This window comes from Bradyrhizobium sp. AUGA SZCCT0158, assembly GCF_018130065.1.
Lineage (GTDB): Bacteria > Pseudomonadota > Alphaproteobacteria > Rhizobiales > Xanthobacteraceae > Bradyrhizobium.
Genome location: NZ_JAFCME010000001.1, coordinates 492,197 through 505,031, shown reverse-complemented (window position 1 = coordinate 505,031; position 12,835 = coordinate 492,197). Strand labels below are relative to the sequence as shown.

At 63.0% G+C, this 12,835-nt stretch carries 11 protein-coding genes and 1 pseudogene; 7 read left to right on the top strand and 5 right to left on the bottom strand.

All coding sequences use genetic code 11. The features are described 5' to 3' along the window. The first annotated feature begins 30 nt into the window (after positions 1–30). The 4 genes and pseudogenes from metK to JQ574_RS02165 all read left to right on the top strand — a co-directional run. On the top strand, positions 31–1,293 hold the full coding sequence (metK, locus tag JQ574_RS02180) for a methionine adenosyltransferase (protein ID WP_212210133.1): 1,263 nt from the start codon (positions 31–33) through the stop codon (positions 1,291–1,293). 77 nt (positions 1,294–1,370) lie between these two features. Further along, on the top strand, positions 1,371–2,801 hold the full coding sequence (gene ahcY / locus JQ574_RS02175) for an adenosylhomocysteinase (RefSeq protein WP_211999007.1): 1,431 nt from the start codon (positions 1,371–1,373) through the stop codon (positions 2,799–2,801). Positions 2,802–2,970: 169 nt separating this feature from the next. Continuing rightward, positions 2,971–3,387, top strand: coding sequence for a nuclear transport factor 2 family protein (locus JQ574_RS02170; protein WP_212210135.1), 417 nt, complete (start codon positions 2,971–2,973; stop codon positions 3,385–3,387). 29 nt (positions 3,388–3,416) lie between these two features. Further along, a pseudogene (locus tag JQ574_RS02165) lies at positions 3,417–3,543 on the top strand (adenosylhomocysteinase); the annotation flags it as partial. A 76-nt stretch (positions 3,544–3,619) separates the two neighbouring features. On the opposite strand, the gene JQ574_RS02160 reads toward JQ574_RS02165, so the two are convergent. Continuing rightward, positions 3,620–4,559, bottom strand: a protein-coding gene (locus JQ574_RS02160; RefSeq protein WP_409363454.1) for an IS630 family transposase whose coding sequence is annotated in 2 segments (ribosomal slippage) — positions 3,620–4,222 and positions 4,224–4,559 — 939 coding nt in all. Because the reading frame shifts where the segments join, the coding sequence is not laid out codon by codon here. 156 nt (positions 4,560–4,715) lie between these two features. On the opposite strand from JQ574_RS02160, the gene JQ574_RS02155 reads away from it, so the two are divergent. Beyond that, complete coding sequence (locus JQ574_RS02155; RefSeq protein WP_212205464.1) at positions 4,716–5,021, top strand: hypothetical protein; 306 nt, start codon at positions 4,716–4,718, stop codon at positions 5,019–5,021. Between the two features lie 30 nt (positions 5,022–5,051). On the opposite strand, the gene mntR is transcribed toward JQ574_RS02155, so the two are convergent. Then, positions 5,052–5,528: a manganese-binding transcriptional regulator MntR gene (gene mntR, locus JQ574_RS02150; RefSeq protein ID WP_312014637.1), complete on the bottom strand. Its 477-nt coding sequence runs from the start codon at positions 5,526–5,528 to the stop codon at positions 5,052–5,054. 495 nt (positions 5,529–6,023) lie between these two features. On the opposite strand from mntR, the gene JQ574_RS02145 reads away from it, so the two are divergent. Continuing rightward, positions 6,024–8,945 (top strand): TonB-dependent receptor domain-containing protein, encoded by a 2,922-nt coding sequence (locus JQ574_RS02145; RefSeq protein WP_212205468.1) that lies wholly within the window; start codon positions 6,024–6,026, stop codon positions 8,943–8,945. 257 nt (positions 8,946–9,202) lie between these two features. Here the strand turns inward: JQ574_RS02145 and JQ574_RS02140 are convergent, their stop codons facing one another. The 3 genes from JQ574_RS02140 to exbB are packed head-to-tail and all read right to left on the bottom strand — an operon-like array spanning position 9,203 to position 11,246. Beyond that, complete coding sequence (locus JQ574_RS02140; RefSeq protein ID WP_212205470.1) at positions 9,203–9,952, bottom strand: TonB family protein; 750 nt, start codon at positions 9,950–9,952, stop codon at positions 9,203–9,205. Then, complete coding sequence (gene exbD / locus JQ574_RS02135; RefSeq protein ID WP_192734306.1) at positions 9,949–10,374, bottom strand: TonB system transport protein ExbD; 426 nt, start codon at positions 10,372–10,374, stop codon at positions 9,949–9,951. Before exbD ends, JQ574_RS02140 begins: the two co-directional genes overlap by 4 nt. 5 nt (positions 10,375–10,379) lie before the next feature. Further along, on the bottom strand, positions 10,380–11,246 hold the full coding sequence (gene exbB / locus JQ574_RS02130) for a tonB-system energizer ExbB (RefSeq protein WP_249119024.1): 867 nt from the start codon (positions 11,244–11,246) through the stop codon (positions 10,380–10,382). 475 nt (positions 11,247–11,721) lie between these two features. On the opposite strand from exbB, the gene ccmI reads away from it, so the two are divergent. Further along, positions 11,722–12,825 (top strand): c-type cytochrome biogenesis protein CcmI, encoded by a 1,104-nt coding sequence (gene ccmI, locus JQ574_RS02125; protein ID WP_212205479.1) that lies wholly within the window; start codon positions 11,722–11,724, stop codon positions 12,823–12,825. Positions 12,826–12,835: the final 10 nt, after the last annotated feature.

Sequence of the window (12,835 nt, the reverse complement as noted above, 5' to 3'; positions counted from 1 at the left end):
CCGACATCAGGCGGAAACAAGGGGTTGTTGATGCGCGCGTCTTATCTGTTCACCAGCGAGTCGGTTTCCGAAGGCCATCCGGACAAGGTTTCGGATCAAATCTCCGATGCGATCCTTGATGCCTTCCTCGAGAAGGACGTCAAGCTCGGTATTGCCGACGACAGTGCGGTCAATACCCGTCTCGGCTGCGAGACGCTGTGCACGACCAACAAGATCGTGATTGCGGGCGAGGGCCGTGGCCAGTTGTTCCGCGACATCCACGGCGTCTCGGTGGTCGATCGCGAACTGATCTCCGAGATCGCCCGCGGCGTGGTCAAGGACATCGGCTACGACCAGAACGGCTTCTCCTATCACGGCGCCGACATTGAGGTGCTGCTGCATGGCCAGTCGCCCGACATCGCGATGGGCGTCGATGCCAAGAAAAAGAAGAGCGGCGAAGAAGAAGGCGCCGGCGACCAGGGCATGATGTTCGGCTATGCCTGCAACGAGAGCGAAATCTACGAAAAGGGCAGCTTCATGCCCGCGCCGATTTTCTTCGCGCACCGCATTCTGAAAGTGCTGTCCGACAAGCGCCGCAGCGGTCAGCTGTTCGACCTGCAGCCCGACGCCAAGAGCCAGGTCACGGTGAAATATGTCGAAGGCAAAGCGGTCGGCTGCACCAAGGTCGTGGTCTCGACCCAGCACAACGAGAAGAGCCGCAACGGCAAGAAGTATTCGCCCGGCCTGATCAAGGACATGATCGCGCATGAAGTCGAGTCGGCGCTGCCGAAGGGCTGGATGCCGCAGAAGTCCTCCGACTTCCTGGTCAACCCGACCGGCAACTTCGTGGTCGGCGGTCCCGACGGCGATTGCGGCCTGACCGGCCGCAAGATCATCGTCGACACCTATGGCGGCTACGCGCCGCATGGCGGCGGCGCCTTCTCCGGCAAGGATCCGACCAAGGTCGATCGTTCCGCTGCCTATGCCGCGCGCTACCTGGCCAAGAACGTCGTCGCGGCCGGCTTTGCCGATCGCTGCACCATCCAGGTCGCCTATGCGATCGGCGTCGCCGATCCGATGTCGCTGCTGGTGGAAACCCACGGCACCGGCAAGGTCGATGAAAAGAAGCTCGAAAAGGTGCTGCCGCAACTGTTCCGGCTGACCCCGACCAACATCCGCCGCACGCTGAAGCTGAACCGGCCGATCTATCGCCGCACCGCTTCCTACGGCCATTTCGGCCGCGCGCCGGAAAAGGATGGCGGCTTCTCCTGGGAAAAAACCGATCTGGTGTCCGCGCTGAAGGGCGCGTTCTGATTTTCTCCGTAATCGTCCTGCTTATTCCGGAAAGCCTTTCGCGCTTTTCGGAATAAGCTTTTTCAAGGGATCAACACATGACCGCCGCCGCCAAGAAGCCTGCCTTTACCGACTATATCGTCAAGGACATCTCGCTCGCCGACTTCGGCCGCAAGGAGCTCTCGCTGGCCGAGACCGAAATGCCCGGCCTGATGGCGACGCGCGAAGAATACGGCCCGAAGCAGCCACTTAAGGGCGCGCGCATCGCGGGCTCCCTGCACATGACGATCCAGACCGGCGTGCTGATCGAGACGCTGGCCGCACTCGGCGCCGACATCCGCTGGGTCTCCTGCAACATCTATTCGACGCAGGACCACGCGGCGGCGGCGATCGCAGCCGCCGGCATTCCGGTGTTTGCCGTCAAGGGCGAGAGCCTTACCGAATACTGGGATTACACCGCCAAGCTGTTCGACTGGCACGGTGGCGGTCACCCGAACATGATCCTTGACGACGGCGGCGACGCCACCATGTACGTCCATCTCGGTCTGCGTGCCGAGAACGGCGACACCAAGTTCCTGGACAAGCCGGGTTCGGAAGAAGAGGAAGTCTTCTTCGCGCTGCTGAAGAAGCAGCTCAAGGAAAAGCCGAAGGGCTATTTCGCCGAGATTGCCAAGAGCATCAAGGGCGTTTCCGAAGAGACCACCACGGGCGTGCATCGTCTCTATGACATGCAGAAGGCCGGTACGCTGTTGTGGCCGGCGATCAACGTCAACGACAGCGTGACCAAATCGAAGTTCGACAACCTCTATGGTTGCCGTGAATCGCTGGTCGACGGCATCCGCCGCGGCACCGACGTCATGATGTCCGGCAAGATTGCGATGGTCGCGGGCTTCGGCGACGTCGGCAAGGGCTCGGCGGCGTCGCTGCGCCAGGCCGGCTGCCGAGTCATGGTGTCGGAAGTCGATCCGATCTGCGCACTGCAGGCGGCGATGGAGGGCTACGAGGTCGTGACCATGGAAGACGCGGCACCCCGCGCCGACATCTTCGTCACCGCCACCGGCAACAAGGACATCATCACCATCGAGCACATGCGCGCGATGAAGGATCGCGCCATCGTCTGCAACATCGGCCACTTCGACAACGAGATCCAGATCGCGGGTCTGAAGAACCTGAAGTGGGACAACATCAAGCCGCAGGTTGACGAGATCACCTTCCCCGACAACCACCGCATCATCCTGCTGTCGGAAGGCCGCCTGGTGAACCTCGGCAACGCCATGGGCCATCCGAGCTTCGTGATGTCGGCCTCCTTCACCAACCAGACGCTGGCGCAGATCGAACTGTTCGCCAACAACAAGGACGGCAAGTACAAGAAGGAAGTCTACGTGCTGCCGAAGTCGCTGGACGAGAAGGTGGCCCGGCTGCATCTCGCCAAGATCGGCGTCAAGCTGACCGAACTGCGCCCCGACCAGGCCGAGTACATCGGCGTCAAGCCGGAAGGCCCGTTCAAGGCGGACCACTACCGGTATTGATCCAACCGCATACGCGACAAAAAGCCCCGGAGCGATCCGGGGCTTTTTTCATGGCACGACCCCTGCTACGATCTGAGGTAGAAGCATAACAAGCCCGCCACTGTGGAAGCGGGCGGCCCACTCTCCAGACTTTCTTTTCAGAGGCCGAAAACATTGCGGAGGGAAAATCATGTCAAACGAAGCAGCCAACGTCGCGATTTTGAAGGACGCCTATCGCCAGTGGCACGAGAGCAAAGGCGGCAGCGTCGAGCAACTGTTGAGCATTTGCGATCCAAGCATCAATTGGGATTCGATTCCCCGCGGTGCGGCGCCGCTGGAGTTTGCAAGGCAATATAACGGCCGTGAGGTGTTGCAGGGTTATTTCAGCCAGCTCCTGGCCGATTGGGAGATGATCCGCTACACGATCGACGAATACGTTGCGCAGGGCGATGTCGTGTTCGCGCGCGGCTCGTGCGCCTGGACCAACAAGAAAACCGGAAAGGTTGCGGACACGCCCAAGGTCGATTTCTGGCGCTTTCGGGACGGCAAGGCGGTCGAATTCTATGAATATTTCGATACCGCGCACGTCGCCGCTGCGGCGACCTGAAGCCGGTTGCAACTTGGCGTGCTGCCCCGGACGAGAAGGTGGCCAGGCTGCATCTTGCCAGGATCGGCGTCAAGCTGACCGAACCGGCCCGACCAGGCCGAGTACATCGGCATCAAGCCGGAAAGCCCGTTCAAGGCGGACCACTACCGGTATTGATCGCCGCCGGATCGGCGCGCATCAACCAGAGCCCCGTTCCGATGGAATCGGAACGGGGCTCTAAAGCGTGATGGCATTAGGTTCGATAGCCTGAGTTTTTGAGGTAGTTGGCACATTCCTCTGAGGTGAAGGCATCGAGTGCGCAGCCGATTGCGGCGCAGACCGCGTCGACAGTTCGCGCGGCAGCTTTGCGGACCAGATGCTTGAGCTTGGCAAAGACCTGCTCGATCGGGTTCAGGTCGGGTGAGTATTTTGGCAGGAAGAAGAGTTTGGCGCCGACCGAACGGATGAGCTGGCGAACTGCTTTGCTCTTGTGGCTGCCGAGATTATCCAAAACGACGATATCGCCGGGTCGAAGGACGGGCAGAAGAACCTTCTCGACATAGGTGCGAAAGCTCACGCCATCGATCGGTCCCTCGATAAACCATGGCGCATCGATCCGGTCATGGCGCAGGGCCGCCAGGAAGGTCATGGTCTTCCAGCGGCCGTGGGGAACCTTGGCGTAAAGCCTGCGCCCGCGCGGCGCCCATCCCCGCAAGGGAGCCATATCGGTCCGCGTCCAGGTCTCGTCGATGAAGACCAGTCGCTCAGCTTCGACACGACCTTGATACTTTGTCCATTGGAGGCGCCGCCGCGCCACGTCGGGCCGATCGCGTTCGCCAGCCGCCACGCTTTTTTTTGAAGCTGAGCTTCTCGGCATGCACGAAGTCCCACACCGAGTGGTAGTCGACCTTCAGGCCGCGTCCGGCAAGCTCGGCAACGAGCCCCCGTATGGTGAAATCGCCGTCTTTGATCCGTTGCGACAGCCAAACGGCATGGTCTCCCGAAACCGCCTTCGGCTTATGACCACCCATCTGGCCCGGAGCAACGCTGCCAGTATCCTCGACCCGCCGCATCCAACCGATCGCTGTGCTGATCGCGACCCCAAATTGCTTGGCCGCCTGATTGCGGGACATCCCGCCCTCGATCGCGGACACGACACGCTTGCGAAGATCCAGAGAATAAGGTTTGCCCATCCATGCTGGCCTCCGTCCAGCCAGCATGGTGAATCAGAAACCTACTGATTTGGGAATCCCAAATCGATTCAACCTAACTCCATCCCGCTTTAGGTTTAGGAATGTTGCTCCGACAGCACGGTGGACTTAGTTGGTGTGATTAGAAGGAATGGATGAATGATGCTCCGAAGCGTCCTGATCGTTCTAGTCATCACTGTCGCGCACAGTGCCTGCACGGCGGCTGATGAGTATGACCCCCAACCCGATGGGCGCGAGCCAAAACCAGTCTATTCGGTCTCCAGTTGGCCGCAGGACCTGGCATCGGTGCCGTGTTCGGCCTGGAAGAAAGACAATCTGGGAGCTTGGGCGCTGAAAGGGACGTTAAATTGGGAAAGCGGTGACTTGCGCATTTGGAGCCCGACCTATCAATCGACCACTGCAGAAGGCGTAATCGTCGAACAGAAGTGCGCACCAACAAAGTAGCGCCAACAAAGTAAGCCCGCTTCTGCACCCTCACACCTTGCGGCGATCCTTGTTGGCGCGCAAGAATTCGGCGAACGCCTTCAGCGTCACATCCGACACGTGATGTTCGATGCCCTCGGCATCGCCCTCGGCCGCCTCCTGGGGAACGCCCAGCGCCAGCAGGACATCCACGACAAGGCGGTGACGCGTGCGGACGCGCTTGGCGAGCGTCTCGCCCTTCTCGGTCAGGAAAACCCCGCGATAGGGCCGGGCGGTAACGAGGTCTTCCCGCTTTAGTCGCGCGATGGTGTCGATGGCCGTCGGGTGCGACACGCCCAGCCGGCGCGCGATGTCGGTCGGGCGCGCCTCGCCGGTCGTGCCTAACAGGTCGGAGATCAGTTCGACATAATCTTCCAGGACCGCGGTCGAGCGCGCCGAGCGCGCTTTTACAAAGCGGCGCGCCTGCGTTTGCTCCGTGGGGAGCGGCTGCATCGATTTGGCCCGGTCTGTCGAGGGCTTGCGCAACACGGCACCTTTCCAGGCGAATCCATCGAGAGGAGGCCGACCATGGCGTGCTGCCGAGCACATTGCAAGTTGGCGGCATGTCGCGAATCCGCAACAGGCCGGCGCACGCTTGCGACGACCGGGCGCAGCGTCTTGACAGTTAATGGGGCAACATTAACATGTAGCCTTACCTACGTTTTAAGGTCGCAGCTTATCCGGACCGGTTCCTGTAGCGCGATGAAGGTTGGGGACGAGATGCGCGCGACACGAATGGCCCTTCTGGGCACGTCTGCATTTGCAATGGTATGTTTGAGCCAGGCTGCGGCGCTCTCGCAGACGGCCACGCCTGCGCCATCGGCGTCGCCGGCCGCACCTCAGGCGCCTGCCGAACCATCGGCGCCGGCAGCCCCGGCAACGGGGCAAGCCCCGGCGGATGCCGGTCAATCGCAGACGGCACCGCCGCAACCGGCAACTGCGGCCGGAGCACAAGACAAGCCCGCCGACCCGGCGGAAATCGACATGCCGCAGGTGACCGTGGAGGGCCGCCAGCCCAAGCCGGCCCGGCGGGCAGGGCGCTCCGAGCCCGGCCGGCCTTCACGGACCGTCGCGGCGCTGCCTGGTCCCGCCCCGGCGGCCGCGCCTGCCTCGCCCTTCAATCCGCCGTTTGCGCCGTTGTCGACGATCGGCAGCAATCAAATCCAGACCGGCAGCAGCAATGGCGGGTTCGGCAGCCTGTTCTCCAACATGCCCGGCGCGACTTCCGCGGGCCTCGCCACCGAATCCGCCCGCCCCATTCTGCGTGGCTTGTCGGACGCCAAGGTCCGGATTCAGGAGAACGGTGTCGGTGCGGTCGACGTGTCGGATATCGCGCAGGACCACGCCGTACCGATCGATCCTCTCGCGATCCAGCGGGTCGATGTGGTTCGCGGACCGGGTGCGCTCCGGATCGGCTCGCAGGCCGTCGGCGGCGTGGTCGACGTCAACAACAACCGGATTCCGACGGCCGCTCCAGTGGGTGGGGTGGCCGCGGAACTGAGATCGGGCGTGACGAGCGTCAACAAGGGATGGGAAAGCGGTCTGTTGCTGGATGCCGGCGGTCGCAACGCCGCCGTTCACGCCGACATCTACGGGCGCTCCTCCAGCGATTACAGCATCCCGAGTTATCCCTACCTCGTTCCGCCAAATCCCGCGCCGGTCGGCAACGGCAGACAACCGAATTCAGCCTCGCAAAGTGCGGGAGCGGCGGTCGGCGGTTCTTATTTGTTCGACGGCGGCTATGCCGGCATCGCCGTCTCTCGCTTCACCAGCGACTATTTTGTTCCGGGTATCGCGACCGCGGCCGCGCGCCAGCACAACGATCTCGAGCAGACCAAGATTACCAGCAAGGGCGAGTATCGGCCGGACGCGGCCGCGCTTGCCGCCGTCAGGTACTGGACCGGATATTCGGAGTACCGGCACGACGAGACGGTGCTCGCCGGTCCCGGATACGAGGGGATTGCAGCCACATTCAAGAACAGGCAGACCGAGGGCAAGATCGAGCTTGAATCGGCGGCATTCGCCACGCCCATAGGTGCGCTGACCAGCATTGTCGGTGCGCAGGGCGCCTACCAGCAACTGGATACGGAAGGCCAGGCGATCCTGCTTCCCGCCAAGACCAGAACCGCGGCGGCGTATTTCCTCAATGAAGTAAAACACACCGACACGCTGCGCACGCAATTGGCGGGGCGCATCGAGGGCGTCGATGTCGAGGGAACGGCGTTCACTTTCCCGCCGACATTTCTGCCGCCGCCCAATGAACCGGGCAGGGCCGCGGCCAGGCTCGACTTCATGCCGAAGAGCGTCAGTTTCGGCATCATCAAGGATCTTCCGTCCTACCTGGTCGCGAGCCTGACGCTGCAGCGGATCGAACGCGCGCCGCGCGCGCTTGAATTGTTCGCGCAAGGTCCTGACGGTTCGGAGAAGACCTTCAAGATCGGCAATCCGAACCTGGGAATCGAGACGGCGCAGTCGGCGGAGATCGGCCTGAAGCGCATCGCCGGCGATTTCAGGTTCGCCGCCAATGCCTACTACACGTCGTACGACAAGTTCATCTTTTCGCGCGCCACCGGCATCCTTTGCCAGGAAACGTTTGCCACATGCGGCGCCGGCACCGATTACATCCAGGTCAATTACGATCAGCGCGACGCGACGTTTCGCGGCGGCGAACTGGCCTGGCAATGGGACGTCGCACCGCTCGCCAACGGCACATTTGGTGTGGACGGACAATTCGATGTCGTGCGCGCGACGTTCACCGACGGCAGCAATGTTCCGCGCATCCCGCCGATGCGGCTCGGCGGCGGCGCCTATTGGCGGAACGACAGCTGGTTCGCCCGTGTCGGCCTGCTGCACGCCTTCGCACAGAACGACGTTTCGCAGTTCGATACGACGACCGGCGGATACGATTTGCTCAAGGTGCAGCTGGAGAATCGGCAGTTCTGGAAGGATTCGCCGTGGGGAGCGGTCGAGGTCGCCACCGGCATCGTTGGCGACAATCTGCTCAACGCCAACATTCGCAACGCCGTTCAATTCCACAAGGACGAGATCCTGCAGCCCGGACGCGGTTTCAAGCTCTTCCTCAACGTCAAATACGGTGTCGACCGGCCGAGCGGAGCGCCGGGTTCGTCTTTCGGGATGGCGCGGGGGCCGGGCGGCGACATGCACTACAAATCGCCGCGAATGCTCGACGCGGCCTGGAACTGGGCGGGCATCTATGCTGGCGGCAATGTCGGGTATGTCGGCGGCAGGGCTGTTACCAGCGCGGTATTCAGCGAGGATGCGACCGGCCTGCCGTTTGACGGCGGCCGCCTGTTCTCCACGCGCGGCACTGCGAGTATTGGCGGGCAGGCCGGTTACAACTGGATATCCGGCCGATTGGTAGCCGGCATCGAAGGCGATTTCGAATACCGCAATCAGCGCGGACGCAACACCACGACATGTCCCGGCAATATCTGCAACGCGGCGCTGGCTCCGCTCGACGCACCCGTGACGGCAAGCCTGGATTACCATCTGGGATGGGTCGCCTCGGTTCGCGGGCGCGTCGGAATGCTCGTTACACCGGGCCTGATTGCTTACGCCACCGCAGGCGTTCCGTTCGGCAAGATAACGACCTCGACGTCTGTCTCAGGCTTCGACAATGCCGGTGCCGCGACGACGGCAGCCTTGAATACCGACATCTACCGGTTTGGCTGGGCCGTCGGCGGCGGTCTGGAGACCCGCCTCGCGGGCAACTGGACCGGCAAGCTTGAATATCTTCACATGGATTTCGGTTCGGTGCGTTCCACGCCGGCCACCGCCGCCAACACAGCGGTCGCGTTCGACTCCAACACCAGGGTGACCAGTGATGGCGTCAGGGTCGGCGTGAACTACAAGTTCGGCGCCGGCGGCGCCATCGTTGCGGATTGATCCCGATATTATCGCGCAAGCCCGCGCGGAAATGGCGGTTGACAGAGGCCGCATGGTTGGCGGCCTCTGTCATAAGACCTTCAAATACGTCTGCTCATACTTTGTTCAGCTGGCTATGGCCTCTGCCGTGGGGCAGGACAATTGATATGGTCGGCGGGGCCGCCTGAATTTTAGAGCAAGGCAGGCGGCCCACTCGGCTTCACCGACGCCTGGTTCCTGACGCCGCCGTCGCGGACGTCTGGTATCTGCAGCCCGTGCTATTTCACGGTGAAGCGGATCGGCAGCCTCACGACAACAGAATCGCCCGGAAAATTTGCGGGCGGTGCCGGAAAAGGCTCCGCGCGCTTGAGCAGCGCGACCGCTTCCTCGTCGAGCGCGCTGGAGCCCGAACTTTCGATCACGCGCGCGTTGGCCACCATTCCCTTGCGATCGAGCGCAAACGACACGCGTGCCGTCCCTTGCCGCGGCCGCGCGGCTTCCGGATAGCGCTTGTTCTTTTCGATCAAGGCGAGGACTTTGGTTCGCCATGTCACCGCGGCTTCCGAGTCTTTCACATTCGGCGCGCCCTGTGTGGGCGCCACCGCGACCGGCGCGATGCGATCAGGGACTGCCGCGGGTGCCGATGTTGTGGCGGCCGCCGCCTGCTGCTGCGGCGTCACCTCCGGCTGCGGTTTGCTCTGCAGCGCCACCGCTGCATCCGGATTGGGAGCGGGAGGCAGCTCGGGCGTTTCATCTGGTGGAGTGACCTCGGGCTTTGCCACCGGCTGCGCCTCCGACATCACCTGTTCCGGGCCGGGCGCGACATCGGATGGTGTGGTCGAAGGCGCTGCTGGCAACGGTGCAAGGTCGACCACAATCGCGCCGGAAGGCTCGGCCGCCGCGGTGTCGTCCGGATAGCGCCAGGTCGCCAGCGTGGCCGTCACACCGGCGTAGACGCACAACACCGCAAGGCCGCTCAACATCCAGCGTTGCAGGTCGGAACGATCTTCGGCCGCAAGCTGCATCATGGCGATGAGGCTTGCTCCAGGCCGACCAGGGCGACTTTCAGATAGCCGGCGGCACGCAGCATGTTCATCACCTGCATCACCTCGCCATATGGGACGAGCTTGTCGGCGCGCAGGAAAATTCGGCTGTCCTTATGACCGTTGGTGCTCGCATCGAGCACGCCAGGCAGGGCGGCCCGGCCGACGGTCTCGTTGCCGACGGACAAAGAGAGATCCGGTTTGACCGTCAGATAGACCGGCTTGTCGGGCCGCGGCTGCGGCTGCGCATTCGAGGCCGGAAGGTCGACCGCGATATCGACGGTTGCGAGGGGGGCGGCGACCATGAAAATGATGAGCAGGACCAAAATGACATCGATGAACGGTGTCACGTTGATCTCATGGACTTCCGCAAGATCGCCATTGCTCTGATTAACGCTGACAGCCATCGCCGCTACTCCGCCGCTGCGAGATGCCGCCGGACGAGTATGGCGCCGCCGTCGAGGTCACGGCCAACGAGGCGAGTGATCTCCGATGATCCGTCCCCGAGCAGCGCGCGATACGAGCTGATCTGGCGCGCGAACAGATTGTAGATCATCACGGCGGGTATCGCCGCGACCAGCCCGAGCGCCGTCGCCAGCAGCGCCTCGGCGATCCCCGGCGCGACCACCGCGAGGTTGGTGGTTTGCGACTTCGAGATTCCGATAAAGCTGTTCATGATTCCCCACACCGTTCCGAACAGTCCGACAAAGGGACCGGTCGATCCGATGGTTGCCAGCACGCCGGTGCCGAACCCGATGCGCCGGCTTGCCGCCGCCTCGATCTGCTGAAGCCGGGACGCAACTCTGGTCTTGATCCCTTTCTTGTCCATTCGATCGGTGCTCAGTTTCAGTTCCGCCATCGCGCCCTCGAGCAATTGGGCAACCGCCCCCTCGGGCACGTGCCGCACGGCGTCTTCAACGTTCCTGGCGCTCGCGAGTTCGCGCAAGGCGTTCTTCGCGTTACGGCGCGCCTTGATCAGTTCGATCGTCTTCGACAGCCATACCGTCCAGGTCACCAGCGTCGCAAAAACCAGGCCGATCATCACGGCTTTGACGACGATGTCGGCCTGCATGAACATGCCCCAGGGGCTGAGATCCCGCGGCAGCAGCGCGGCCGCGATCGCGGTTCTGTCCACTCCATCCTGTGCGGAGGCCGGAAGCGACAGGAACAAGAACGGCAGCGCAAGCAACGCGGCGCCGCGGCGAACCTTCGGGCCATCCAGAATTCCAACAAGGCCAAAGGGAAGGGCGTCGCGTCGAAGAGCTTTCCAGGATCGCATCGGTTTTGCCTCTAAGGGGCTGGGAATTAACGTATTCACCCCATTGTGTAGCATCGCCTACGTATTGGTGCAAATGCTATAGCTTGCTGACGCAGCCTGCGGCGGCTGCGGAACGTTTTGACGGACCTGCCAGATTTTTCGTTCGCCAGGATCAAAAGGCAGGCACCTGCGTGGCCGAGTGTATTGTTATAGATATTCAATTTATGATTGAAATAATGCGACGAATCCGGCGCTCGGGGTGGGTGGCGTGACTCACGCGTCGCTCTTCGGGTTTTGCAGGAGCTGCGCGAAGTTTCTCGCTGGTTCGTGCGTCGCGCCGGCTGACCCGGCGGCGCCCACGCGATCGAGGCTGCGATCGGTCCGGTTTCCCCGGTTTTTCTGCCGCAATTGTCAATTGCCGGGCTTGCCGCCGGTGGTGTAAAGCGGCGCATCGGTGCCTGCTTCGTGGGCGCCGTTTCCGCCCGGGAACCGCTTGATGACGCTGTGGTTTGTGTTCGCGCTGATGACGGTCGCGGCGATCTTTGCCGTGCTCTGGCCGTTGAGCCGCGGTTCGGCGGCGCCTGCTGGTGGCAGCGAGGCTGCCGTCTACAGGGACCAGCTTGCCGAGATCGATCGCGATGTCGCCGCCGGCCTGATTGGGCCCTCGGAAGCCGAAGCCGCGCGCGTCGAGATCAGCCGCCGCCTGCTGGCGGCCGCGGATGGCAGGGATGACCTGCCGGCACAGGCGAACCTCAGACTACGCCGGTCCTCGACCGTTCTGGCGCTGGTGGGGCTGCCGGTCGCGGCGGTCGCGTTCTACCTTTCGTTGGGATCGCCGCAGCTCGGCGATTTCCCGCTCGCCAGCCGCAGCCGCGCCCCCGACGCCAACCAGCCGATCGACAATCTGATCGCGCAGGTCGAGGCGCATCTGGAAAAAAATCCGACCGACGGCCGCGGCTGGAGCGTGCTGGCCCCGGCATTGGTGCGGCTCGGCCGCTACGACGATGCGATCCGCGCGCTGCGCAATTCGATCACCTACAATGGCGACAGCGCCGAGCGCCGGTCCGATCTCGGCGAAGCCCTGACCGGTTCGGCGGGCGGCGTCGTGACCTCGCAGGCCAAGGCGGAATTCGAACGCGCGGCGGCGCTGAACGCCGACGAGCCCAAAGCCGGCTATTTCCTCGGGCTTGCCGCCGAGCAGGATGGCCGTCGTACCGACGCCGCCGCGATCTGGCGCGCGATGCTGGCCAAGGCGCCGGCCGATGCGCCGTGGCGACCGCTGGTTCAGGCCGCACTGGTGCGGGTCGGCGGTCCGGCTGCTCCGACGCTGTCGAATGAAGCGATGGCGGCGGCCAAGGACATGAACGAGGCCGACCGCGGTGCGATGATCCGCGGCATGGTCGACCGCCTCGCCACAAGGCTGAAAGAGAACGGCGACGATGTCGAGGGGTGGTTGCGGCTGGTGCGGGCCTATATGGTGATGGGCGAGCGCGACAAGGCGGTGAGCGCGCTGGGCGATGCACGTCAGGCGGTTGCCAACGATGCCGAACGCTTGCGCCAGCTCAATGAAGGCCTGAAGACTCTCGGGCTTGACGGATGATGGAACCCAT

Excerpts from the sequence above, each read along its gene's own strand:
- exbD (WP_192734306.1), bottom strand. The coding sequence starts at position 10,374 with ATGGCTGTCAGCGTTAATCAGAGCAATGGCGATCTTGCGGAAGTCCAT.
- JQ574_RS02140 (WP_212205470.1), bottom strand. The coding sequence starts at position 9,952 with ATGATGCAGCTTGCGGCCGAAGATCGTTCCGACCTGCAACGCTGGATG.
- JQ574_RS02145 (WP_212205468.1), top strand. The coding sequence starts at position 6,024 with ATGCCGCAGGTGACCGTGGAGGGCCGCCAGCCCAAGCCGGCCCGGCGG.
- exbB (WP_249119024.1), bottom strand. The coding sequence starts at position 11,246 with ATGCGATCCTGGAAAGCTCTTCGACGCGACGCCCTTCCCTTTGGCCTT.
- ahcY (WP_211999007.1), top strand. The coding sequence starts at position 1,371 with ATGACCGCCGCCGCCAAGAAGCCTGCCTTTACCGACTATATCGTCAAG.
- ccmI (WP_212205479.1), top strand. The coding sequence starts at position 11,722 with ATGACGCTGTGGTTTGTGTTCGCGCTGATGACGGTCGCGGCGATCTTT.
- JQ574_RS02155 (WP_212205464.1), top strand. The coding sequence starts at position 4,716 with ATGATGCTCCGAAGCGTCCTGATCGTTCTAGTCATCACTGTCGCGCAC.
- JQ574_RS02170 (WP_212210135.1), top strand. The coding sequence starts at position 2,971 with ATGTCAAACGAAGCAGCCAACGTCGCGATTTTGAAGGACGCCTATCGC.
- metK (WP_212210133.1), top strand. The coding sequence starts at position 31 with ATGCGCGCGTCTTATCTGTTCACCAGCGAGTCGGTTTCCGAAGGCCAT.